The sequence below is a fragment of the Naasia sp. SYSU D00057 genome (genome assembly GCF_017916505.1).
GTDB lineage: Bacteria > Actinomycetota > Actinomycetes > Actinomycetales > Microbacteriaceae > Naasia.
Genome location: NZ_JAFMSZ010000004.1, coordinates 20,403 through 41,891, shown reverse-complemented (window position 1 = coordinate 41,891; position 21,489 = coordinate 20,403). Strand labels below are relative to the sequence as shown.

The following is a 21,489-nucleotide window of genomic DNA, read 5'->3' as shown; positions in this document are numbered from 1 at the left end:
ACCAACCTACTCGGCGCGGTCCACCCGCCAGTCGACGGGCGCAGCGCCCTGGGCGGCGAGCGCCGCGTCGACGCGGCTGAACGGCCGCGAGCCGAAGAAGCCGCTCGAGGCCGACAGCGGGCTCGGATGCGCGGACGCGATCACCGGCACGTCGCCGAGCAGCGGCTGCAGGGTCTGCGCGTGCCGGCCCCAGAGCACGGCGACGAGGGGGCCGCCGCGCTCGACGAGCCGGGTGATCGCGAGCTCGGTGACCGCCTCCCAGCCCCTGCCGCGGTGCGAGCCGGGCGCACCCGGCCGGACGGTGAGCACGCGATTGAGCAGCAGGACACCGGAGCGGGTCCAGGCCGACAGGTCGCCGTGCTCGGCGGGCGGGATGCCGAGGTCGTCCCGCAGCTCCCGGTAGATGTTCGCGAGGCTGCGCGGGACCGGCCGGACGTGCCGGTCGACCGCGAACGCGAGCCCGATCGGGTGGCCCGGCGTCGGATAGGGGTCCTGCCCCACGACGAGCACGCGCACCTCGTCGAGCGGGGTCCGGAAGGCGCGCAGCACGTCGGAGCCCGCGGGCAGCGAGGGGCGGCCGGCGGCGTGCTCGGCGCGGAGGAAATCGCCGAGCGCGGTGAGCCGATCCTGGGCGGGGGCGAGCGCCTCCGCCCAGCCGGGGTCGAGGTCGCCGTCGGCCGCCAGCTCGGCGAGGGTCCTGCGCACAGTCCGCGGAGAAGCCGGTCAGTCGGCGGAAGCGAGGACGTCGACGACGACGCCCCGCTCGGCGGGGGCGACGCGCCAGACGTTGCCGGAGCCGGCGACACTCAGGCCGGACGCGCCGACGATGAGGGCGGTCGACTCGTCGATCGCCACGCCTCCGTCGGTCAGCCCGGCCGCGGTGGCCGCGACGAGCCGGGACAGCGTCCCCCACTGCGCGGTGTGCACCTCGACCGTCACGTCGAGGAGCCCGATGCCGTTGACGATCGTCACCTCGTCGAGCTCCTCACCCGCCTCCTCGGGGCTGACCGGGATGCCGCCGATCCGCCAGCCGCCGACGAGCGCCCTCTCCGGTGCGATCATCGCTCCCGCGGAGAAGCCGAGGTAGGGCACCCCCTCGCTGACGCGCTCCCGGATCTCGTCGAAGAGCGGGGCGAGGCTCTGCAGATAGGCGGGGGTCAGCCCGCCGCCGACGAGGATGCCGTCCGAGTCGGCGAGGACCCCGGGAGCCGCGGTCTCGCCCTCGGCGAGCGCGATGACGCGCTCATCGATCGGTCCCGCGTGCGCGGCCTCCGCCACCAGCGCCGCGCTGTGCTCCAGCTGGTCGCCGTCGCGCACGACGACGACGGCGATCCGCGGACCGCCGAGCACCCCGGCTTCCCGTGCCCGGGCGGCGGCCTCCTCGACGAAGGCCCGGAAGGCCGCTCCCCCGCCGTTCTCGGGCCATCCTCCGCCGACCAGGTGCACGCTCACCGGTCCAGGCTAGCCGGACCGGGCTACGCGCTCTCGGTGACCGGGGGAAGGGCGGACCAGGGGAAGACGATCCAGCGGTCGGTGGTGCGCCAGGTGTAGTCGGGCACGAGGATCGTGCGCGGCTTCGTGTAGAGGGTGACGCTGCGGACGTCGGCGTCGAGGCCCTGGAGCAGCTCGACGGCGAGCGCGAGGGTGCGGCCGGAGTCGGACACGTCATCGACGAGCAGCACGCGCCGGCCGGCGAGCGAGGCGCCGTCGAGGAGCGGGGGCAGGATCTCCGGCTTCGCGAGGCGCTCGTCGACGCCGGTGTAGAACTCGACGTTGAGGCTGCCGCAGCTCTTCACGCCGAGCGCGTAGGCGATCGACCCGGCTAGCAGGAGCCCGCCGCGCGCGATGGCGACGACGATCTCCGGGGAGAAGCCGGACTCCGCCACCGAGTGGGCGAGCTGCCGGGACGCGTCCCCGAACTCGAGCCAGCCGAGCACCTCGCGCGCGGGCCGCACCTCGTCGACCGCCGTTCCCGCTTCTGCACCCTCGATCGACATGCGGCTACGTTAGCGGCTCCTTTTCTTCTCACTTCTGATAATGTTCTCAACCATGAGAACGACCAGGGCGGACGCCATCCTGCACCCGCAGCGCCTCGCCATCCTGCGCGCTCTCGCCGCGGGGCCGGGCACCGCGAAGAAGCTCGCCCGCGCCCTGCCGGACATCCCCCAGGCCACCCTCTACCGCCACCTCGGCGTCCTCGCGGCCGCCGGCCTCGTCGCCGCCGTCGAGGAGCGCGCCGTGCGCGGCACCCTCGAGCGCACGTTCGCCCTCACCGGGTCCGCCGTCGTCTCCGCCGACGAGGTCGCGGGCGCGAGCCGGGACGACCTCTTCCGCCACTTCGGCACCTTCCTCGCCGGTCTCCTCGGCGAGTACGGGCGCTACCTGGAGAAGGGCGAGGTCGACCTCGCCGCGGACGGCGTCGGCTTCCGCGAGCACGTGCTCCGCCTCTCCGACGAGGAGCTCCCCGAGTTCCTCGCCGAGCTGCGGGAGGTCATCGCCCGCTGGAGCGACCGCCCGCCGGAGCCCGGGCGGACGCCCCGCCTCCTCGCCACCGTCACCCTGCCCACCATCGACTCTTCCGGAGCCCCCGAATGACCGACACCGTCGACGCCCGCCTCGCCCCGCGCCTCCGCCTCAATGCTGTGGCCGTGCTGCCCGCCGCGGTTCTCGCCGCTGTCGTCCTGCTCGTCGTCGTCGGCGCGCCCCCGGCGCTGCCCCTGCTCGCCGGCGCCGGCGGCTGGCTGCTCGCGCTGATGCTCCGGCAGCCGGTCGCGCTCCTCGCCGCACGCCGGCTGCCGCGGGACCGCGCAGCGGCGGTCGTCGGCTGGTTCTCCGGCCCGGCGGAGGAGCTCGTCCGCGTGCTCCTCGTGCTCCTGCTGATTGGCTCCGTGCCCGACGCGCTCTGGGCCGGCTTCGGCTGGGCGGCGATCGAGGTGCTGCTCGTGGCCGTCAACACCTTCGTGATCGCCGGCCTCGTGAACCGCGACGACGAGAAGTCGCGGGAGGCCCGCGAGCTGCTCGCCGCGCAGGGCATGATGACGCCGCATCACCCGGCCTGGGGCTTCCTCGAGCGGGTGAGCGCGATCGCCCTCCACCTCGGCTTCACGCTCGCGCTGTTCGCCGCACCCTGGCTCGTCGTGCTGACCATCCCGGTGCACTCCGCGGTCAACATGCTCGCCGTGCGCGGCGTGCGGACGAACCTCGCGCTCACCGAGGCCGGACTCGCGGTCGCGGGCGCCGCGGTGCTCGCCGGCGGGCTGGCGCTCGCCCTCGCCGGCTGAGGGGCGGCGCCGCCGGCTCCAGGTCAGCGCGGCGCGAGCGGCCCGCGGACCACCTTGTCCCGGGCCGCCTGCGCGACCGGACGGATCGTGATGTGGTCGAGGTTCACGTGACCGGGCAGCTCGATCGCGTACGCGATCACGCCGGCCACGTCCTCGGCGGACAGCGGATCGGCGACGCCCGCGTACACCCGGTCGGCCCGCTCCTGGTCGCCGCCGAAGCGCCGCAGGGAGAACTCCTCCGTCTTGACCATCCCCGGGGCGATCTCGATGACGCGCAGCGGCTCCCCCGCGAGCTCGAGGCGCAGCACCTTCGACAGGGCCGCCTCGCCCGCCTTCGCCGCGTTGTAGCCGGCGCCGCCCTCGTAGACCTCCGCCGCGGCGACCGACGTCACGTTGACGATGTCGGCGCTGCCCGCCTCGGCCGCGGTCGAGCGCAGCAGCGGCAGCAGCGCGGCGGTGATCCGCTGGACGGCGAGGACGTTCGCCTCGAACATCCACCGCCAGTCGTCCGGGTCGCCGTCCTCGACGCGGTCCATGCCGCGGGCGCCGCCCGCGTTGTTGACGAGCGCGTCGAGCCGCCCGAGACCCTCGAGGTGCGCGCGGAGCCGCTCGACGTCCGCGGCGTCCGTGAGATCGGCGGCGACCACGTCGGCGCCGGTGGCCTCGGCGAGCGCGGAGAGGCGGTCCTCGCGCCGGGCGACGCCGGTCACCTCCCACCCGTGCTCGCGCAGCAGGGCGACCGTGGCCCAGCCGATCCCCGTGCTCGCTCCCGTGACGACCGCTCGCTTGCCCGACACGCGACTCCCTTCCGTGCGGGCGCAGCGCCCGCGACCGTGCGTTGCCGCTCCACGCTAGCGGGCCCGCCCTAGGCTGGGCGGGTGAGCACCGCCGGCGCCCCGGGGTCCGCCCCGCAGCGGGTGCGCGTCCCGCTCTGGGACAACGCCCGGTTCGCCGCCATCTACCTCGTCGTCGCCGGCCACGCCGTGCAGCGGATGGCCGGGAGCCTCGACGAGGCCCTCGCCGTCTACCTCTTCATCTACTCGTTCCACATCCCGCTGTTCGTGCTCGTCAGCGGGCACTTCGCGAAGGCGCGGCTCGAGACGAAGGACCTCAAGCGCCTCATCTCGGACCTGCTCATCCCCTACCTGATCTTCGAGACGATCTGGTCGGTCGTGCAGTGGATCGTCGAGGGCAACGACACCGTCAACTTCGTCAACGCCTCGTGGACCCTGTGGTTCCTCCTTGCCCTCATCCTGTGGCGCCTCGTGCTGCCGGTGATCGCCATCCTGCGCTTCCCGCTCCTCTGGTCGACCGTCGCCGCCGTCGCGGCCGGCTACACCGAGGAGCTCGACAACACGCTGGCCCTGTCCAGGACCGTCCAGCTGCTGCCGTTCTTCGTGCTCGGCTGGCAGCTGCGCCAGCAGCGCGCCGGCGAGCGGTGGCAGGAGGCGTCGCGGCGGACCGTGACCCTCGTGCGGGCGGGCGCGGCGCTGCTCCTCGTCGCCGTTGCGATCGTGATCGTCGCCGGCCTGCCCCTCTGGCGCGAGGAGACGGTCAAGGACTTCTTCTTCGCCAACGAGGCCTACCAGCGCTTCGGCTACACCGAGTGGTGGGCGGGACTCGTCCGCCTCGGCGTGATCGCCCTGTCCGCACTGCTCTGCCTCGCGGTCCTCGCGCTCATCCCCCGCCGCCAGACGTGGTTCACCCCCCTCGGCACCGCGACGCTGTACGTCTACCTGCTGCACACGTTCCTGCTGTACCCGCTCCGCGAGACCGGGACGCTCGCCGACTACGCGACCGTGCCCGGCCTGATCCTCGCGCTCGTGCTCGCCGCCGCGATCACCCTCCTGCTCTCCTCGCCCGTGATCGGAAGGTTCTTCCGGCCGCTCATCGAGCCCCAGGTCGACCGGCTCTTCCTCCGCGAGAAGCCCGAGAAGCCGCCTGCCGCCCCCGCTCGGCGGGAATGAGCACGGGCCCGATGCTCGGGCGTATTACGCCGGGTTGCGGAATGCGTTGAGGGCCCTCCGCCCCCTCCCTAGGCTCGCGCCATGACCAACGACTGGAAGTTCGAGACCCGGCAGATCCACTCCGGCGCCGCTCCCGACCCGGTGACCAACGCCCGGGCGACCCCGATCTACAAGACGACCTCCTACGTCTTCAACAGCGCGGACCACGCGAAGAACCTGTTCGCGCTCGCCGAGTTCGGCAACATCTACAGCCGCATCCAGAACCCGACCCAGGCGGTCGTCGAGGAGCGCATCGCCGCGCTCGAGGGCGGCACCGCCGCTCTCCTCCTCGCCTCCGGCCAGGCTGCGGAGACGTACGCGGTGCTCAACATCGCTCAGGCGGGCGACCACATCGTCTCGTCGAGCTCGATCTACGGCGGCACGTACAACCTCTTCAAGTACACGCTCGCGCGCCTCGGCATCGAGACGACGTTCGTCGAGGACCAGGACGACGCCGACGAGTGGCGCCGCGCCGTCCGCCCCAACACGAAGCTGTTCTTCGCGGAGACGATCGGCAACCCGAAGATCAACCTGCTCGACATCTCGCTCGTCGCCGACGTGGCGCACGAGAGCGGGGTGCCGCTGATCGTCGACAACACGATCGCGACGCCCTACCTCATCCGCCCCTTCGAGCACGGCGCCGACATCGTCGTGCACTCGGCGACGAAGTTCCTCGGCGGCCACGGCGTCGTCATCGGCGGTGTCATCGTCGACGGCGGCAAGTTCGAGTGGTCGAAGAACACGGAGAGGTTCCCCGGCCTGTCGACGCCCGACCCGTCGTACCACGGCGCGGTGTACACGCAGGCCGTCGGCGACCCGCTCGCCTACATCATCAAGGCGCGCGTGCAGCTGCTGCGCGACCTCGGCGCCGCGATCTCGGCCGACAGCGCCTTCACGCTGCTGCAGGGCATCGAGACCCTCTCGCTGCGCATCGAGCGCCACGTGCAGAACGCCCAGGAGGTCGCGGAGTGGCTGGAGAACCACCCGGACGTCGCGAGCGTCAGCTACGCCGGCCTGCCCTCGAGCCCCTGGTACGCCGCCGCCAACAGGTACGCCCCGAAGGGCGTCGGCGCCGTCGTGTCGTTCGAGCTGAAGGGCGGCGTCGACGCCGGCCGCCGGTTCGTCGAGAGCCTCACGCTGTTCAGCCACCTGGCCAACATCGGCGACGTGCGCTCGCTCGTCATCCACCCGGCGTCGACCACCCACTCCCAGCTGACGCCCGAGCAGCAGCTGACGAGCGGCGTCACGCCCGGCCTGGTGCGCCTCTCCGTCGGCCTCGAGAACATCGACGACCTGAAGGCCGACCTCGAGGCGGGCCTCGCCGCGGCGCGCGCCCTCTCGGCCGTCGAGGCGTAACACTCCTCCCCCGGACCGCCCGGTCCCCGTCCCGCGCACGCGCGCGGGCGGGGGCCGGGCGGTTCCGCGTTCCCCGCCCGCGTAACACGGTCCGGACGGCGGCCGGCGCTCCCGCATACTGAACGAGCGATGGACTGGCAGATCCCCGAGGACGCGGTGCCGTCCGCGATCATCACAGAAGCGGATCAGCGTGCCGTGCTCGGGAAGCCGCCGGCCACCGGCGCCTGGCGGGAGGGCGACCCCGTCGCCGGCCGCCGCTTCGTCCCCATCGGCACGATGCAGCTCGAGAGCGGCGCGACACTGCCGGGGGTGCGCATCGCCTACGAGACGTTCGGCGAGCTGTCCCCCGCGCGCGACAACGCGGTGCTCGTGCTGCACGCTCTCACCGGCGACCCGCACGTCGCCGGTCCCGCCGGTCCCGGACAGCCGACGGGCGGCTGGTGGTCCGGAATCGTCGGGCCGGGCCTCGCCGTCGACACCGACCGCTGGTTCGTGGTCGCCCCGAACGTGCTCGGCGGATGCCAGGGCAGCACCGGTCCCGCGTCCCTCGCACCCGACCTCCGCGAGTGGGGGCCGCGGTTCCCGCACGTGACCATCCGCGACCAGGTGGAGGCCCAGCGTCTCTTCACCGACGCCATCGGCATCGACCGGTGGGCCGCGGTGATCGGCGGCTCCATGGCCGGCATGCACGCCCTGGAGTGGGGTCTGATGCATGCGGAGCGCCTGGAGCGGCTCGCGGTCCTCGCCGCACCGCCCTCCGCGAGCGCGGACCAGATCGCCCTCAACTCGGTGCAGCTCGAGGCGATCCGGATGGACCCGCGCTACCGGTCCGGCTGGTACTACGGCGCCGCGGACGGCGACGGGCCGCACGCCGGCCTCGCCCTCGCCCGGCGGATGGCGCTGCTCAACTACCGCAGCCCGAGCGAGCTCAACGCCCGCTTCTCGCGGTCGTGGCAGAGCACCCTCGATCCGCTCGGCTCCGGCGGCCGCTTCGCCGTCGAGTCGTACCTCGACTTCCACGGCAACAAGTTCACGCGCCGCTTCGACGCGAACAGCTACATCCGGCTCGTGCAGGCGATGAGCTCGCACGACGTCGGGCGCGATCGCGGCGGTGTCGAGGCGGCGCTGTCCCGGCTCACCACCCCGACGCTCGTGCTCGGCACCGACAGCGACCGCCTGTTCCCGGTCGCCGACCAGCGGGTCATCGCCCGCCACGCGCCGGGCGCCCTCGACGGGGATGAGCCCGTGATCCTCGAGAGCGAGTACGGCCACGACGGCTTCCTCATCGAGAACGACGGCGTCGGCCGCGCCCTCGCGCGGCTGCTCGAGGTGCCGGCTAGAAGTTGATGTAGTGCCGCTCGTTGAGCGGGTCGCTGCGCTCTGCGCGGATCTCGCGGGCCGTGCCAAGCAGCGCGGCGGCGGCGGTCAGGCCGACGACGGAAACACCGATCAGCACCAGGTTGCCCGCGACGCTCGCGGTGAGAGAAGTGCTGTCGAGCTGCGCGGCAAGCGCGGCGAGTAGTGCCATCCGGGTCCCCCTGTGCGCGCCCTTCCGTGGGCGTCGCTCCAAGATAGGGGCGCGGTCCCGCCCCGACCCGCGCCGCGGCCTCCCCAGTCCGGGGGGAGCGCTGCGCGGGATGCGGGAGGGGCTGTCCGCGCACGCCGAGGGGGCGCCGGTCCGGACGCCGCAGGCGCGTTCCATGGCCCGAGAACGGGGGTGCCGGACGGGGGCGCGACCCCTAGACTGCTCGCTGAGGTTAGAAGGTGACAACCCTGTGCCTATCCCCCAGACGCCCCGCCGCCCTCCTCGGCTGAGAGTGGCACTCGTCGACGACCACCGCCTGGTCCTGGACGGACTCGAGGCGCGCCTCGGCGCGCCGCGGACCGGCCTGCAGGTCGTCGCGGCGGTCTCATCGTGGGGCGCGCTCGTGTCGCACCCGGAGTTCCCGGTCGATGTCGTCATCCTCGACCTGAACCTCGAGGACAACATCCCCGTCTCGACGAAGCTGCGGGTGCTGACGGCCGCGGGCAGCAAGACGGTCGTCATCTCGCGGCACGCCGACTCGGGCTCCATCTACGGCGCCATCCAGGCCGGCGCCGCCGCCTTCGTCGGCAAGACCGAGTCCGCGGACGCCCTCATCGCCACCGTGCACGCGGCGGCCGACGGCCGCGCCGAACCGAGCGACGCGGTGCGCAAGGCACTCGACGACTTCGAGAGCAGCGTCGAGCCGAACCTCGGCAAGCAGGAGCAGCGCGCCCTCGTGCTCTACGCCTCCGGCCGCTCCATCAAGGAGGTCGCCTCCGACATGAGCACGACCGAGGAGACGATCAAGTCGTACATCAAGCGCGGCCGCCGCAAGTACCGCGCCATCGGCGTGGACCTCGGCACCAAGGTGCTGCTGCGCCGCCACGCGATCCGCGAGGGCTGGATCACCCCGGAATAACCTCGCCCCCACCCTCTGCAGCAGGGACGGCCGTTCGGGCGCGCATCCCACGCGCTCTCGGAGTGGCTTCCCAGCTTCGGACGCGGCCGATGTCAGCATGAGCGCACGGACCGCCCGAGGTCCGCTCCGCCGACCCGTCGGCGGCCACGGAGCCCCGCACCGCGGGCCCGGATCCACACGGACCCCCGCCCCGACTGCGCAGGAAGCCCATGGAACGCATCGTCAAAGAGCGCGACCGCCTCGTCTCGCGGAGCGCCCGCCTCATCGGCATGACCGGCGCCGTCGTCGCCCTCCTCTGCCTCGCCATGCCCGGCGCCGTCGCGCCCGCCACCCTCGTCCTCCTCGTGCCGCTGTTCGGGGCGTTCACGGCTCTCCTGTACCAGCTCGGCCGCACCCGCTCGCTGCTCTGGCCACCGCTCGCCGCAGGGACGGGCATCCTGCTGCTGCTCGTGATCCACCTCGCCGACGTCGGCGCCCTCCAGGCGGTGACCGGCGTAGCCGCCTCCCCCACCGGGCTCAGCACCGCGGCGATCATCGGGATCCGCATCCTCGTCGGCTGGGCGATCGCGAGCGTCGGCATCGTGCTCACGATCTCGCTCGGCCGCATGATCGTGCTCGGGCTCGCGTTCACGGCCACCCTCGTCGTCCTGCTCGTCACCCTCGCGGGCCGCGCCACCATGCCGCTCACGGTCGCGGTGCTGTTCGGCGGCTGGGCGATCGCGGTCGTCATCGGCCTGCTGCTCAACGCGGGTGTGGTGCGCGCGGCCCGCCGCATCTCGAACATCGGCCGCGCCCACCGCGCCGAGCGGCAGGCGAGCGAGACGGAGGCCCAGCGCCGCCAGGGCGCCCGCCTCCTGCACGACACGGTCCTCGCGACGCTCACGCTGCTCGCCCACTCGGGCGTCGGGGTGTCGGCGAACGCGCTCATCCACCAGGCGGGCGACGACGCGCGGCTGCTCCGCCAGCTGCGCCTCGGCACCACGCCGACGCCGAAATCGAGCGGGCAGTACGCGCTGCAGCCGACCTCCGAGTCCGCGCTCGGCAACACGCTCGAGAACGTGAAGCAGCGCTTCGGCCGGATGGGCCTCGGGGTCAGCTGGCACGGCACGGGTCAGGTCCTGCTGCCGAGCGACGTGCTCGACGCGTTCCTCGGCTCGCTCGCCGAGTGCCTCGAGAACGTCCGGCGGCACGCCGGGGTGTCGGAGGCGCACGTCACGATCACCGACGACGACACCACCATCCGCGCCCTCGTCACCGACCAGGGCGTCGGCTTCGACGTGTCGGCGATCGGCGAGGGCCGTCTCGGGTTCAAGGAATCGGTGCTCGCCCGGCTGCGCGAGGTGGGCGGCAACGCCCGCGTGTTCTCGGCGCCCGGCTCGGGCACCACCGTCGTGCTGGAGGTGCCGCGCCCGTGACCGCGATCAGTGACCTGGCCCCGAACGGGCTCGAGGAGAACACTCTCGGCGCCGTGCCCGGGCAGCAGCAGCGCAAGCGCTCGGCGCTGCGCCTGCCGAGCTTCGCGAGCTCGCGCATCATCGACGAGAACGCGGGCAGCCTCGGCACCGGCTTCCTCGGCATCGGCGCGATGGCGGTGTGCGTCATCATCTCGACGTACGACCTCGTCCGCTTCACGCTGCAGTGGGACACGTATCCGATCCCCGCGGCCGCGGCGGTCGCCTGGCTGCTCTACGCGGCGCTGCTCGTCGCGGTCGGCGTCGTCATCCGCAGGAACGACGACCGCCTCCCCGACCGGATGTTCCTCGGCTTCCTCGGCGGCCTGGCCGTCGTCATCGTGCTCGACGTCGTCTCGGCGTGGTCCCTCGGCAACGTCGCCGGCAACGCGACCGCGTCCATCTCCGCCGGGGTCGGGCTGCTCGCGGTCGCGGGCGTCCGGCCGACCCGGCAGATCCTCGCCGCGGCGGCCGTGGTCGGCGGGATCCTGGTCGCCGCCGACGTCCTCGACGGCGTCGTGGACCCGGACGATCTCGCCCCCGGCATCGCGATGCTGGCCCGCGCCGTCGCCCCGGCGGTGCTCGGGGCGCTCATCCTCCGCACGTTCCGCCGCATGGTGACGCTGGAGCTCGACCGCGTGCTCGTGCAGAGCACGGTGTCCGCCCCCCGGTTCGCGGTCGGCATGCTCGCCTCCGAGGAGCTCGCCCGCCTCGACCTCGCCGCCGAGCAGCTGCTCGAGGGCGTGGCGAGCGGGCGGACCCCGCTGCCGCTCACGCCGAAGCTCGCCCAGACGGCCGCCTCGCTCGCCACCGAGCTGCGCCTGCACCTCATCGAGGGCCGCCGTGAGACGTGGCTGTACCACGCCGTGTCGGAGTCCGAGCTGCTCGGCCCCGCCGTCACGCTCAGCGACCCGGCGAGCCTCGCCGGCCTCCTCGACCCGCGCCAGCGCGACGGCCTGCTGTCGACCATCTGGCTGCTCGTCGCCGACCGGGCGCCCCGCGAGGCGGGCGTCCGCAAGGCCCGCATCACGCTCGGCCCCGTCCAGCCGCTCGAGGGCGCCCTCCGCCGCATGTGCGTGCCGATCCTCATCGAGACGTCCGGCGTGGCGCGGGGCCGTGTCGACCCGGCTGCATGGGACGCTATCCGCAAGGTCGGCCGGCACACCGACTCGGTGCGGGACGGAAGCCTCCGCCTCGAGATCGAGTGCCTCGTCGACAGCCCCAGCGACTCATGACCGCGTCTCGCCCGAGGACGGCCGCCCCCGGAAGTATTCAGGAGATCCAGTGATCGAACCCCGACCCCCGATCCGACTCGCCCTCGTCGACGACCACAAGATGCTGCTCGGCGCGCTGACGGAGTGGATCCGCAACGCCGCCAGCGACATCGAGATGGTCGCCGCGGTCGCGAGCTGGCCGGAGCTCCTCACGCACCCGGAGTTCCCGGTGGACGTCGTGCTGCTCGACCTGGACCTGAAGGACAACATCCCGGTCTCGCTGAAGCTCTCGACGCTGAAGACGACCGGCGTGAAGACCGTGATCATGAGCACCTACGCCGAGCCGAACGTGGTCCGCGAGGCCCTCGCCGCCGGCGCCCTCGGCTACCTGGTGAAGAGCGAGGACGCGTCGATGATCGTCGACGCCCTCCGCGCCGCCTACCGGGGCGAGTCCTACATCTCGGCCGAGCTCGACCTGGCCCTGCACGCGGGCGACGTCGGCGGCGCCCCGAAGCTGAGCGCCCAGGAGCGCCGCGTCATGGCGCTCTACGGCGGCGGCGAGCCGGTGAAGACGGTCGCCTACGAGCTCGGCATCTCCGAGGAGACCGCGAAGAGCTACCTCAAGCGCATCCGCGAGAAGTACCGCGTCGCCGGCTTCGACGTGGGCACCAAGGTCGCCCTCCGTCGCCGCGCCATCCAGGACGGCATCCTCCTGCAGACCGACTGACGCGACCCGCGTCCCTCCGAAGGCACCGAGCGCGACCGCGCCGGTGCCTTCGGCGTTTCCGGGAGGGTACCGCTACGCCTGCGCGTCCCTCGTCGAATGCGCCCCGAAACGCCGAGTGCGCCCTGGGCCCGGGGTGCACTCGGTGCGCAGGGGCGCACTCGGCGCACTCAGTCGCGGGCTACGCCCGGTCGCCGACCAGCTCGGGCGCCCGCTCCGCCGGTGCGGCGGCCGCGGCGCGGCGCTGCCGGGCGTCCACGGTGAAGCTCACGACCGCGAGCAGCAGGCCCGCGATGCTGAGCGCGAGGCCGACCGTGATCGGGGCGACGTAGCCGAGGCCCGCCGCGACCACCGCGCCGCCGAGGGCGGCGCCGAGCGTGTTGCCGATGTTGAGCGCCGAGTGGTTGACGGCGGCGGCGATGGTCTGGCTGTCGCCCGCCACGTCCATGAGGCGCACCTGGAGCGCGATCGAGCCCGCGCCGACCGCGGCGCCGAGGAGGAAGCAGCACGCGAACAGCCCGGCGACCGTCGACACGGTGAGCAGCAGCACGACGAGCGCCGCGACGACGCCGCCGAAGGCGGTGAAGAGCGCCCGCCGGACGCCGCGGTCCACGAACCAGCCGCCCGAGAAGTTGCCGGCCGTCATGCCGAGGCCGAAGACGATGAGCACGATCGGCACGGTCGCGAGCGGCAGCCCGGTGACGTCCGTGGCGATCGGCGAGACGTAGGTGTAGACCGCGAACAGGCCGCTGAACCCGATCGAGCCGACGCCGAGCGTGAACCAGACCTGCGACCGGCGGAACGCGCGGAGCTCCCCCCGCACGGTGGCACCCGGATTGCCCGGCTGCGCCGGGACGACGAGGGCGACCGCCACGAAGGTCAGCGCGAACAGAGCGGCGACCACGACGTACGCGAGCCGCCAGCCCGCGTGCTGACCGAGCCAGGTGATGGCCGGGACGCCGACGACGTTCGCGATCGTGAGCCCGCCCATGACGAACGCGGTGCCCTGGCCCCGCTTGCCGGGGCCGAGCAGGGAGGCGGCGACGAGGGCGGCGACACCGAAGTAGGCGCCGTGCGGCAGGGCGGCGACGAAGCGCGCGGCGAAGACGAGGCCGAACGAGGGCAGGACGGCCGCGGCGAGCGTCGCGACAGTGATCACGGCGAGCAGCACGAGCAGCAGCCGCTTGCGCGAGAAGCGCGCGGCGAACGCGGCGATCGTCGGGGCGCCCACCACGACACCGAGCGCGTAGGCGGCGATCAGGTTGCCGGCCTGCCCGTTCGCCTGCTCCGGCGACGCCGCGTACACGTCCGGCAGCAGGTCGCGCGCGAGGTCGGGCAGGAGCCCCATCGCGACGAACTCGGTGCAGCCGATGCCGAAGCCGCCGAGGGCGAGGGCGAGCAGCGCGAAGCGGACGCGAGCGGGACTGTAGGGCACGAGGCGCTCCTGAGGGGGAAGAGGAAGGAGGCGCCATCGCCGGTCCTCCAGGCTACGTGCCGATCGGCGCCGGCGCGAGCGTTCCCGGCGAGCGGGCGGATCAGCGGGAGAGCCGGAGCACGATCGACTCCTCGACGAGCGCGGACAGCATCGCCGGATCCACGCGGTCGCCCGGCCTCAGCCGCACGTAGCGCACCCGCCTCGAGCTGGACGTCCCCTCCTCGAGCGCGCCCCACGGGTCGCTCAGCCGGTGCCCCTCCTCGAACGCGATGTCGACGCGGTCGTCGAACGGGAAGATCGCACAGACGTGTCCCGCCTGCGGATGCCGCACGTTGAGGGAGTGCCAGCCCGGCGCGGCCCGCACCAGGAGCCCCGGGGTGGCGTCGAGGATGGCGGCGGCCGCGTCCCGGGCGAGCTCGCGCACCTCGGGCGGATGTCCGGGGAGCAGCCGCTCGAGCTCGTCCTCCGCGCGCAGCCTGTCGCTCATGGATCCGCCTCCTCGCTCATCGACCGGCCGGGCCCGGTGAGTCCTGCTGCCGATTCAGCGCCTCCTCGAGCCGCTGCACCTTGCCCTCCAGCTCGCCGGTGCGGCCGGGCCGGATGTCGGCCTTCAGCACGAGGGACACGCGCGTGCCGTAAGCGCCGACCGCCTCCGTGGCCCGTTTGATCACGTCGAAGACCTCGTCCCACTCGCCCTCGAGAGTCGTGAACATGGAGTCGGTGGAGTTCGGCAGCCCCGACTCGCGGACCACGCGGACCGCCGCCGCGACGGCGTCGTGCAGGGAGTCGCCGGCGGCCTCCCTCCCGCTCGGGGCGACCGAGAATGCGACGAGCATGATGCCTCCTGGGCGGATCGGGGGTCGGTTCAGGTGCGGTCGGCGGTCAGGACCGTCGGGGTCCGGTCTACCGGGTCCGGGTGCGAGGATCCGGGGAGCCGCCACAGCGCGCGGACCGCGAGGGCGAGCACCGCGACGAGCCCGAGGTTCCGCAGCGTGAGCACGGAAGCCGCGAGGGAGTCGCCTCGGATGAGCGGGCCGTACGCCCACGGGTAGACGATCTGCGTGAGCAGCGCGATCGCGAACACCGACCCGGCCCAGACGAGCGCGTCCGGCCGCCGCAGGACCAGCGCGAGCAGGACGGGCGCGGCGAGCCACGCGACGAACTGCGGCGAGCCCACCTTGTTGAAGACGAGCATCGCGACGACCAGGGCGAGGGTCAGCGGAACGAGCAGCGCCTCGGTGCCGACGTCGCGGCGCATCGCGCGCAGCGCGAGCAGCAGCAGCACCGCGACGGCCGCGACGAGGAGGGGCGTCATGGCGGCGGACGCGGTCGCGACCCCGTCGCCGAGCACCTGATAGGTGAGGATCTCCTGGTCGTAGTAGATCCGCGCGCCGTCGAGGCCGAGCACCGACTGCCACAGCCACCACGAGCTGACCGGCGCCTCCACCTGCAGGCCGCGGCTCCCCTGCGTCGCGATGAAGCCGAGGATGTTCGCGCCGCCGCCGAGGACGAGCGCGGCCGCGAGCACCGCGAGGCTCACGCCGGCCCCGCCGAGGACGAGGGCGGATCGGCGGCGGACCGCCAGCACCCCGGCGGCGAGCAGGGCGGCCGGCCACACCTTGATCCAGGCGCCGAGGCCGAGCAGGGCGCCCGCGAGCACCGGGCGCGAGGACAGCCACAGCAGGCCGAGGATGGCGAGCGGCGCGGTGACGGAGTCGAGGCGGCCGAGCGCGACCGGGCCGAGCGCGGCGAGGAACGCGACCCACCACCACGCGGCGGCGGGGCGCCGGCGCAGCAGCACCGCGAACGCGGCCGCGTCGAGCAGCGTGACGAGCCCGAGCCACACGACGCCGTACGGCTCGGGCCCGAACAGGTAGGCGATCCCCATCGGCAGCAGGGCCCCCACCGGGTACACCCAGCCGGTGTCGATGCCGACCAGGACGCCGTTCTCGGCGGCGTAGTCCATCCAGAAGCGGTACACCTGCACGACGTCGCCGAAGGGCAGGTGCACGGTGTCGAGCAGGTTGATCAGAGCGAGCGCGGAGTGCACCAGGACGAACGCCGCCCAGGCGCCGATCGGCCCTGTAACAATTCGACGCGCTCTGCTGACCGAGACCCCTCGTTCGGTCATGCTGTATCCCGGCGCGGCGGCACCACAGCACGCTACCGCAGCGCCCCCTTCCGCCTGCACCGAGGAGACGCCATGACCCTGTCCTTCCGCCGCGTCGGCACGATCGCCGCCCTCGCCGCCGCCGGCCTCGTCCTCGGCGGCTGCGCCTCCTCCCCCGCCTCGTCCGGCGGCACCGGCGGTGAGTCGGACAGCGGATACGTGACCGAGGGCAAGTTCACGGTCGCCACCGGCGAGCCCGCCTACTATCCGTGGGTCATCGACGACGCACCGGAGTCGGGAGAGGGCTACGAGGCGGCCGTCGCCTACGCCGTCGCCGAGCAGCTCGGCTTCGACGAGGACGACGTGGTCTGGGTCCGCACCACCTTCGACGAGGCGATCGCGCCCGGTCCGAAGAACTTCGACGTGAACCTGCAGCAGTTCTCGATCACCGAGGAGCGTGCGCAGAACGTCGACTTCTCCTCGCCCTACTACGAGACCACGCAGGTGGTCGTGACCACCGGGTCCTCCAAGGCGGCCGACGCCGCGTCCCTCGCCGATCTCAAGGACCTGCTCGTCGGCGCGCAGACCGGCACCACGAGCTTCACCGCCGTCGAGGAGCAGATCGCGCCGACCGCCGGGGCGCAGGCGTTCAACACCAACGAGGACGCCGTACTCGCCCTGCGAAGCGGCACCGTCGACGCGATCGTCGTCGACCTGCCGACGGCCTTCTTCATCGCCGGCGTCGAGCTCGACGACGGCGTGCTCATCGGCCAGCTCCCCCAGGGCAGCGGCGAGAGCGACCGGTTCGGCCTCGTGCTCGAGAAGGACAGCCCGCTCACCGAGGACGTGAGCGCCGCGGTCGACGCGCTGCGCGAGGACGGCACGCTCGACGAGCTCGCGCAGGAGTGGCTCGCCGACGCGGGCGACGCGCCCGTCCTGGAGTGACCGCCCCCGCTCCGGCGGTCCCGAGCGAGCTCGAGCTCGGCCGGCGGCGCTACCGGCGGCGGCAGACGGCACGGTCCGTCCTCGTCGCGGCGGCGTCCACGGTCGTGTTCGCGCTCGTCGTCTGGCTGACCCTCGTCAACACGCCCGGCTGGGCCGCGGTCCAGGGGACGTTCTTCGACCCGTCGGTCGCCGCCCGCGCCTGGCCGCGCGTGTTCCAGGGGCTGCTGCTCAACCTCACGGTGCTCGTGTTCGCCGCGGCCGGCGTCCTCGTCGTCAGCATCGTGATCGCGACGCTGCGCACCCTCCGCGGGCCCGTGTTCTTCCCGCTGCGCGCGATCGCGGCGGGCTACACCGACGTCTTCCGGGGCATGCCGCTCATCATCGTGCTCTACCTGGTCGGCTTCGGGATCCCGGGCCTCGGCTTCACCGACGAGCGCCCGCCGGCTGCGGTGCTCGGCACCGTCGCGCTCGTGCTCGTCTACTCGGCCTACGTGTCGGAGGTGTTCCGGGCGGGCATCGAGGCGGTGCACCCCTCCCAGCGGCTCGCGGCGCGCTCCCTCGGACTCAGCCACGCCCAGTCGATGCGGCTCGTGATCCTGCCCCAGGCCGTCCGCAAGGTGACGCCGGCGCTCATGAACGACCTCGTCGCGATGCAGAAGGACGTCGGTCTCATCTCCGTGCTCGGCGCTGTGGACGCGGTCCGGGCCGCCCAGATCGAGACGGCCGCCGCCTTCAACTTCACGCCGTACGTCCTCGCCGGGCTGCTCTTCGTCCTGCTCGCGCTGCCGCTCATCCGGCTCACCGACTGGTACACCGCGCGGATGCGGCGCCGGGAGCAGATGGGAGCGGTCGTATGAGCGAGCTGCTGAGGCTCTCCGGCATCCGCAAGTCGTTCGGCGACCGCGAGGTGCTCCGCGGCATCGACCTGGCCGTGGCCGAGGGCGACGTCGTCGCCCTCATCGGGGCGAGCGGGTCGGGCAAGTCGACGCTGCTGCGGGTGGTCAACCTGCTGGAGCCGATCGATGACGGACAGGTCCTGCTGGGCGGCGAGGACATCAGCGACCCGCGCGTGAAGCCGGACCCCGTCCGGGCGCGGATCGGCGTGGTCTTCCAGCACTTCAACCTGTTCCCGCACCTGTCCGTGCTCGACAACGTGACGCTCGCCTCCCGGCACGTGCTGCGCCGCAGCCGCGGAGACGCGGAGCGGCGCGCCCTGGATCTGCTCGAGCGCATCGGGCTCGCCGAGCACGCGCGCTCGTATCCCGACCGGCTCTCCGGCGGCCAGCAGCAGCGAGTCGCCATCGTCCGGGCGATCGCGACCGACCCGGACCTGCTGCTGCTCGACGAGGTGACGAGCGCCCTCGACCCCGAGCTCGTCGGCGAGGTGCTCGAGCTCGTGCGCGAGCTGGCCCGGGCCGGCACGACGATCCTCATGGCGACGCACGAGATGGCGTTCGCCCGCGACGTCGCGGACCGGGTCGTGTTCCTCGACGGCGGTCTCGTCGCCGAGGAGGGCACGCCCGACGAGGTGTTCGGCAGCCCGCGCGAGCCGCGCACCCGTGAGTTCCTCGCCCGGGTCGGCGGCCGGACCGGGCTGCCGCCGGCCGCCGAGACCTAGCCCCGGCCGCCGCGCCGCCCGGTCCCGCTCAGTAGCCGGAGAAGAGGTCCGTGTGCACGCGGCCCGCGCCGGCCGTCTTGAGCGCCCGCCGCGCGCGGTCGAGGAAGGACGGGGAGCCGGACGCGTACACCCGGCGGTCGCCCAGCCGGTCGACCTGCGCGAGCGCCTCCTCGAGCGACCGCGCCCAGCGCACGCCGGGCTGCTCGCGCTCCGGCGGCTCCGGCGTGACGAGGAACACGGCGTCCGCGAGCGCCGCCAGCCGGTCGAGGTAGGCCGCCTCGGCCGGCGAGGGCGCCCGGAGGAGCACGACCACATCGCGGTCGACGCCCGCGACCGCATCCGCCTCGAGCTGCCGCACGAACGGCGTCACGCCGATCCCGCCGGCGACGAGGAGCACGGGCACCGCGGGATCGTCCGGCAGCAGGAAGTCGCCGCCGACCGTCGTCAGCCGCACCTCGTCGCCCGGGTCGAGCGCGGCGAGGGCGCGCTTGAACGAGCTGCCCGGCTCCGGTGTGCGCACGGCGACGCGCAGCTCGCCGTCCTCGGCCCCGACGACGGTGAGGTGACGGCGGCGGCCGCGCCGGTCCGCCTTCGCGTGCGGCAGGTCGAGCTCGACGTACTGGCCCGGCAGCACGCGGACGGGCCGGTCGGGCGCGAACGAGAACTCGCTGACGCCCGGCGCGACCTCCCGCCGCCCCGTGAAGCGCAGCTTCGCGCCGAGCGGCAGTGCGAGCAGCGCGGCGACCGCGTTCCCGGCGACGACCGCGAACTCAGAGCTGAGATAGAAGGTGCCGACGGAGAAGCCGAAGGTGAGCGGGAGCGCGAACAGCACAGCGACGACCGCGGCGACGACGAGCCGCTGCCACCGCCGCGGTGGCAGCGTCTGCGGCTCGGTGAGCAGAAAGCCCGCGAGGAAGAGGATCGGGTACGAGCCGAGCGCGAGTCCCGCGGCCTCCGCGATGCCCGAGGTGAAGGGCAGCAGCTGCGCCACCACGAGGACGAAGGCGAGACCGGCGAACAGCGCGCCGGTGCCGAGGGTCCGGGTCCGGGCGAGCACCAGCAGCGCGAGCACCGCGGTGAGCGGCGCGAGCGCGGGCGTCGCCACCCACCAGCCCGCCGCGCCGAGTCCGGTCAGCCCCACCAGGAACGCGGCCCCCGCGGCCGGGTTGAACAGGTGCCGGCGGTGCCGGACCAGGAGGAACTTGCTCGCGGCGGCCAGGACGCCCGCGAAGGCGATCACGCTGAGCCCCACCGGCTCGAGGGTGGGCAGGAACAGGAAGAAGAGGATGAGTCCGGTGATGACCGAGGACTCGTCGTGCGGCCGCACGCCGAACGCGATCCCGAGCAGCCGGCTGGCGCCCCACGTGGCCCCGACCGCCACCAGTCCCGACAGGACGAGCGCGAGCGGCGGGTAGAAGATGCCGCCCGTCGCCGACAGCACGAGGGACACGGCGGCGAGCATCAGCAGGGCGAGGGTGACGAGCCGGTACATCGGCACGCTCCCGGTGAAGCGGTCGAGGAGCCTCACGCCGTGAACACCTCGCCCGGCAGGTCGGCGGACCACTCGGCGGCACCGTCGGTGAACATCCGCACGTAGGAGAAGTCGAAGTCGTCGAGAAGGGCGGCCGGCTCGGCGAGGAACAGGGCGGTGGCGAGGCCGTCCGCGACGAGGGCGGTGTCGGCGAGCACCCAGGTGGCGGCCACCTCCCGGACCGGGAGGCCCGTGCGCGCGTCGAGGACGTGGTGCAGCCCGTCGCCCCAGGCGCGCCGGTTCGCCGCCGAGGCGCAGAGCGCTCCCCGAACCTCGACGACCCCGATGGCCCGCTTCGGGTCGTAGGGGTGCTCGAGCGCGACGCGCAGCGGCTGCGGGCCTGCGTGCCGGAGGTCGCCGCTCGCGTCGACCGTCGACTCCGCTGCGCCGAGCGCGGCGAGCTCCCCCTGCACGAGATCGACGAGGCGGCCCTTTCCGGCCGCTCCGAGATCGAGAAGCACCGGATGCGCCGCCGTCACACGGGTGCCGTCCACCGTGATGCTGTCGGCCCAGGCCGGGCTCGGCAGGGCGGGGCCTGCCGGACCGAGCCGGTAGTCCGCGTCGTAGCCGAGGCGCTCGAGCGACGCCCCGACGAGCGGGGTCATGGCGCCGCCGGTGAGGCGGTGGAGCGCGTCGTACAGCTCGAACAGCGCGCGGTCCTCCTCCGGGAACTCGACGGTGCCGCCATCCCGGGCCAGGCGGCGGACGAGCGAGTCGGCGCGGAAGCGCGAGTAGGCGCGGTCGAACCCGTCGATGCGCGCGAGGATCGCCGCGAACACGGCGTCGCCCAGCGGCTCGGCGGTGTCGATGCGCCAGGACGTGCCGATCGCGTCGAAGCGCCGCTCACGAGGCGGCATCGGCCTTGATCGCCTCCAGCGCGTCGTTGAAGCCCCCGCTCGTGAGCGACGATCCGGCGACGCGCGACACCTCCAGCGAGTCGATGTCCTTGCCCACCACCTCGCCCGCGATGGCGCCGGCGAACTGCGTCTGGAACTGCTTCGCGTTGCCGCTCGTCGCGTGCGGCGTCACGGTCACGGCCGTGACGACGTCGTCCTCCAGTGTGATGCTGACGCCGACGCTCTCCTGCCCGCCGGGCGAGGTGTAGCTGCCGTCCGCCTCATAGGTGCCGTCCGCGTAGGTGCCGTCTCCGCCCGTGCCGGTGTCCGCGCTCGAGCCGCTGCCTGCGTCGGTGCCCGTGTCGGCGCCCTCCGCGACGGCGTTGCCGGAGCAGCCGGCGAGCGCGCCGATCAGTCCGAGTCCGGCGAGGGACAGCAGGGCGGTGCGGCTGCTCCGGATGGTGGGCACGGCGGTCATGGGCTCTCCTTCGGTCGTCGTGTCGGATCCATTCAAGGTGATGGACCCTTCTCCCAGCAC

The 21,489-nt window shown here is 73.4% G+C and carries 24 protein-coding genes; 12 read left to right on the top strand and 12 right to left on the bottom strand.

Going from position 1 to position 21,489, the window contains the following annotated elements:
• Positions 1-6: 6 nt before the first annotated feature.
• From J3P36_RS13060 to J3P36_RS13050, 3 genes are read right to left on the bottom strand one after another with little or no spacing between them, the layout of a single operon-like run.
• Positions 7-705, bottom strand: a complete 699-nt coding sequence (locus tag J3P36_RS13060) for a uracil-DNA glycosylase (RefSeq protein WP_210508651.1) — start codon at positions 703-705, stop codon at positions 7-9.
• 18 nt (positions 706-723) lie between these two features.
• Positions 724-1,452, bottom strand: a complete 729-nt coding sequence (locus J3P36_RS13055; protein WP_210508650.1) for a Type 1 glutamine amidotransferase-like domain-containing protein — start codon at positions 1,450-1,452, stop codon at positions 724-726.
• A gap of 23 nt (positions 1,453-1,475) precedes the next feature.
• Positions 1,476-1,997, bottom strand: a complete 522-nt coding sequence (locus J3P36_RS13050) for a phosphoribosyltransferase (protein WP_210508649.1) — start codon at positions 1,995-1,997, stop codon at positions 1,476-1,478.
• Between the two features lie 52 nt (positions 1,998-2,049).
• Between J3P36_RS13050 and J3P36_RS13045 the strand changes: the two genes are divergently transcribed.
• Together J3P36_RS13045 and J3P36_RS13040 are read left to right on the top strand one after the other, a co-directional pair.
• Positions 2,050-2,595 (top strand): helix-turn-helix domain-containing protein, encoded by a 546-nt coding sequence (locus tag J3P36_RS13045; RefSeq protein WP_210508648.1) that lies wholly within the window; start codon positions 2,050-2,052, stop codon positions 2,593-2,595.
• Positions 2,592-3,281: a hypothetical protein gene (locus tag J3P36_RS13040; protein WP_210508647.1), complete on the top strand. Its 690-nt coding sequence runs from the start codon at positions 2,592-2,594 to the stop codon at positions 3,279-3,281. The genes J3P36_RS13045 and J3P36_RS13040 overlap by 4 nt, the downstream gene beginning before the upstream one ends.
• A 23-nt stretch (positions 3,282-3,304) precedes the next feature.
• Here J3P36_RS13040 and J3P36_RS13035 read toward each other — a convergent pair whose 3' ends face one another.
• Positions 3,305-4,078 (bottom strand): SDR family oxidoreductase, encoded by a 774-nt coding sequence (locus tag J3P36_RS13035; RefSeq protein ID WP_210508646.1) that lies wholly within the window; start codon positions 4,076-4,078, stop codon positions 3,305-3,307.
• A gap of 81 nt (positions 4,079-4,159) precedes the next feature.
• Between J3P36_RS13035 and J3P36_RS13030 the strand changes: the two genes are divergently transcribed.
• The 3 genes from J3P36_RS13030 to J3P36_RS13020 all read left to right on the top strand — a co-directional run bounded on the left by J3P36_RS13030 (position 4,160) and on the right by J3P36_RS13020 (position 7,990).
• On the top strand, positions 4,160-5,248 hold the full coding sequence (locus tag J3P36_RS13030; RefSeq protein WP_210508645.1) for an acyltransferase family protein: 1,089 nt from the start codon (positions 4,160-4,162) through the stop codon (positions 5,246-5,248).
• Between the two features lie 81 nt (positions 5,249-5,329).
• On the top strand, positions 5,330-6,643 hold the full coding sequence (locus tag J3P36_RS13025) for a bifunctional o-acetylhomoserine/o-acetylserine sulfhydrylase (protein WP_210508644.1): 1,314 nt from the start codon (positions 5,330-5,332) through the stop codon (positions 6,641-6,643).
• A 129-nt stretch (positions 6,644-6,772) separates the two neighbouring features.
• Positions 6,773-7,990, top strand: coding sequence for a homoserine O-acetyltransferase (locus J3P36_RS13020; RefSeq protein ID WP_210508643.1), 1,218 nt, complete (start codon positions 6,773-6,775; stop codon positions 7,988-7,990).
• Here J3P36_RS13020 and J3P36_RS13015 read toward each other — a convergent pair.
• Positions 7,980-8,171 carry a hypothetical protein gene (locus J3P36_RS13015; RefSeq protein WP_210508642.1) on the bottom strand — a complete coding sequence of 64 codons (192 nt, stop codon included), beginning with the start codon at positions 8,169-8,171 and terminating at the stop codon, positions 7,980-7,982. The two genes, J3P36_RS13020 and J3P36_RS13015, sit on opposite strands and share 11 nt — an antisense overlap.
• A 289-nt stretch (positions 8,172-8,460) precedes the next feature.
• Here J3P36_RS13015 and J3P36_RS13010 point away from each other — a divergent pair, with 289 nt between their 5' ends.
• The 4 genes from J3P36_RS13010 to J3P36_RS12995 all read left to right on the top strand — a co-directional run bounded on the left by J3P36_RS13010 (position 8,461) and on the right by J3P36_RS12995 (position 12,479).
• Positions 8,461-9,087: a response regulator transcription factor gene (locus J3P36_RS13010; protein ID WP_307807092.1), complete on the top strand. Its 627-nt coding sequence runs from the start codon at positions 8,461-8,463 to the stop codon at positions 9,085-9,087.
• A 209-nt stretch (positions 9,088-9,296) separates the two neighbouring features.
• The gene (locus J3P36_RS13005) at positions 9,297-10,502 is read left to right on the top strand and encodes a sensor histidine kinase (protein ID WP_210508640.1); all 1,206 of its coding nucleotides are present in this window, start codon (positions 9,297-9,299) and stop codon (positions 10,500-10,502) included.
• Entirely contained in the window at positions 10,499-11,773 is a 1,275-nt protein-coding gene (locus J3P36_RS13000) for a hypothetical protein (protein ID WP_307807091.1), read from the top strand. Before J3P36_RS13005 ends, J3P36_RS13000 begins: the two co-directional genes overlap by 4 nt.
• 52 nt (positions 11,774-11,825) lie before the next feature.
• Positions 11,826-12,479, top strand: coding sequence for a response regulator transcription factor (locus J3P36_RS12995; RefSeq protein WP_210508880.1), 654 nt, complete (start codon positions 11,826-11,828; stop codon positions 12,477-12,479).
• A 178-nt stretch (positions 12,480-12,657) separates the two neighbouring features.
• Here J3P36_RS12995 and J3P36_RS12990 read toward each other — a convergent pair whose 3' ends face one another.
• The 4 genes from J3P36_RS12990 to J3P36_RS12975 form a co-directional block, all read right to left on the bottom strand.
• Complete coding sequence (locus J3P36_RS12990; protein WP_210508639.1) at positions 12,658-13,911, bottom strand: MFS transporter; 1,254 nt, start codon at positions 13,909-13,911, stop codon at positions 12,658-12,660.
• A gap of 100 nt (positions 13,912-14,011) precedes the next feature.
• Positions 14,012-14,398, bottom strand: a complete 387-nt coding sequence (locus tag J3P36_RS12985) for a DUF1801 domain-containing protein (RefSeq protein WP_210508638.1) — start codon at positions 14,396-14,398, stop codon at positions 14,012-14,014.
• A gap of 16 nt (positions 14,399-14,414) precedes the next feature.
• A complete protein-coding gene (locus tag J3P36_RS12980; RefSeq protein ID WP_210508637.1) occupies positions 14,415-14,747 on the bottom strand; it encodes a thiamine-binding protein in 333 nt (110 codons plus the stop codon).
• A 29-nt stretch (positions 14,748-14,776) separates the two neighbouring features.
• Positions 14,777-16,042, bottom strand: a complete 1,266-nt coding sequence (locus J3P36_RS12975; RefSeq protein WP_210508636.1) for a glycosyltransferase 87 family protein — start codon at positions 16,040-16,042, stop codon at positions 14,777-14,779.
• A 72-nt stretch (positions 16,043-16,114) separates the two neighbouring features.
• Here J3P36_RS12975 and J3P36_RS12970 point away from each other — a divergent pair, with 72 nt between their 5' ends.
• Genes J3P36_RS12970 through J3P36_RS12960 form a run of 3 tightly spaced genes read left to right on the top strand, consistent with a single transcriptional unit; the run spans position 16,115 to position 18,584 of the window.
• Complete coding sequence (locus J3P36_RS12970) at positions 16,115-16,966, top strand: ABC transporter substrate-binding protein (RefSeq protein ID WP_210508635.1); 852 nt, start codon at positions 16,115-16,117, stop codon at positions 16,964-16,966.
• Positions 16,963-17,823, top strand: coding sequence for an amino acid ABC transporter permease (locus tag J3P36_RS12965; protein WP_210508634.1), 861 nt, complete (start codon positions 16,963-16,965; stop codon positions 17,821-17,823). Before J3P36_RS12970 ends, J3P36_RS12965 begins: the two co-directional genes overlap by 4 nt.
• Positions 17,820-18,584, top strand: coding sequence for an amino acid ABC transporter ATP-binding protein (locus tag J3P36_RS12960; RefSeq protein WP_210508633.1), 765 nt, complete (start codon positions 17,820-17,822; stop codon positions 18,582-18,584). The genes J3P36_RS12965 and J3P36_RS12960 overlap by 4 nt, the downstream gene beginning before the upstream one ends.
• Before the next feature lie 28 nt (positions 18,585-18,612).
• Here the strand turns inward: J3P36_RS12960 and J3P36_RS12955 are convergent, their stop codons facing one another.
• The 3 genes from J3P36_RS12955 to J3P36_RS12945 are packed head-to-tail and all read right to left on the bottom strand — an operon-like array spanning position 18,613 to position 21,429.
• On the bottom strand, positions 18,613-20,112 hold the full coding sequence (locus tag J3P36_RS12955; RefSeq protein WP_210508632.1) for an FAD-dependent oxidoreductase: 1,500 nt from the start codon (positions 20,110-20,112) through the stop codon (positions 18,613-18,615).
• A complete protein-coding gene (locus J3P36_RS12950; protein ID WP_210508631.1) occupies positions 20,109-20,972 on the bottom strand; it encodes an FAD:protein FMN transferase in 864 nt (287 codons plus the stop codon). The genes J3P36_RS12955 and J3P36_RS12950 overlap by 4 nt, the downstream gene beginning before the upstream one ends.
• Positions 20,959-21,429 carry a hypothetical protein gene (locus tag J3P36_RS12945; RefSeq protein WP_210508630.1) on the bottom strand — a complete coding sequence of 157 codons (471 nt, stop codon included), beginning with the start codon at positions 21,427-21,429 and terminating at the stop codon, positions 20,959-20,961. The genes J3P36_RS12950 and J3P36_RS12945 overlap by 14 nt, the downstream gene beginning before the upstream one ends.
• Between the last annotated feature and the right edge of the window lie 60 nt (positions 21,430-21,489).

Excerpts from the sequence above, each read along its gene's own strand:
- J3P36_RS13050 (WP_210508649.1), bottom strand. The coding sequence starts at position 1,997 with ATGTCGATCGAGGGTGCAGAAGCGGGAACGGCGGTCGACGAGGTGCGG.
- J3P36_RS13045 (WP_210508648.1), top strand. The coding sequence starts at position 2,050 with ATGAGAACGACCAGGGCGGACGCCATCCTGCACCCGCAGCGCCTCGCC.
- J3P36_RS13040 (WP_210508647.1), top strand. The coding sequence starts at position 2,592 with ATGACCGACACCGTCGACGCCCGCCTCGCCCCGCGCCTCCGCCTCAAT.
- J3P36_RS13025 (WP_210508644.1), top strand. The coding sequence starts at position 5,330 with ATGACCAACGACTGGAAGTTCGAGACCCGGCAGATCCACTCCGGCGCC.
- J3P36_RS13020 (WP_210508643.1), top strand. The coding sequence starts at position 6,773 with ATGGACTGGCAGATCCCCGAGGACGCGGTGCCGTCCGCGATCATCACA.
- J3P36_RS13015 (WP_210508642.1), bottom strand. The coding sequence starts at position 8,171 with ATGGCACTACTCGCCGCGCTTGCCGCGCAGCTCGACAGCACTTCTCTC.
- J3P36_RS13005 (WP_210508640.1), top strand. The coding sequence starts at position 9,297 with ATGGAACGCATCGTCAAAGAGCGCGACCGCCTCGTCTCGCGGAGCGCC.
- J3P36_RS12985 (WP_210508638.1), bottom strand. The coding sequence starts at position 14,398 with ATGAGCGACAGGCTGCGCGCGGAGGACGAGCTCGAGCGGCTGCTCCCC.
- J3P36_RS12980 (WP_210508637.1), bottom strand. The coding sequence starts at position 14,747 with ATGCTCGTCGCATTCTCGGTCGCCCCGAGCGGGAGGGAGGCCGCCGGC.
- J3P36_RS12975 (WP_210508636.1), bottom strand. The coding sequence starts at position 16,042 with ATGACCGAACGAGGGGTCTCGGTCAGCAGAGCGCGTCGAATTGTTACA.
- J3P36_RS12970 (WP_210508635.1), top strand. The coding sequence starts at position 16,115 with ATGACCCTGTCCTTCCGCCGCGTCGGCACGATCGCCGCCCTCGCCGCC.
- J3P36_RS12960 (WP_210508633.1), top strand. The coding sequence starts at position 17,820 with ATGAGCGAGCTGCTGAGGCTCTCCGGCATCCGCAAGTCGTTCGGCGAC.
- J3P36_RS12950 (WP_210508631.1), bottom strand. The coding sequence starts at position 20,972 with ATGCCGCCTCGTGAGCGGCGCTTCGACGCGATCGGCACGTCCTGGCGC.
- J3P36_RS12945 (WP_210508630.1), bottom strand. The coding sequence starts at position 21,429 with ATGACCGCCGTGCCCACCATCCGGAGCAGCCGCACCGCCCTGCTGTCC.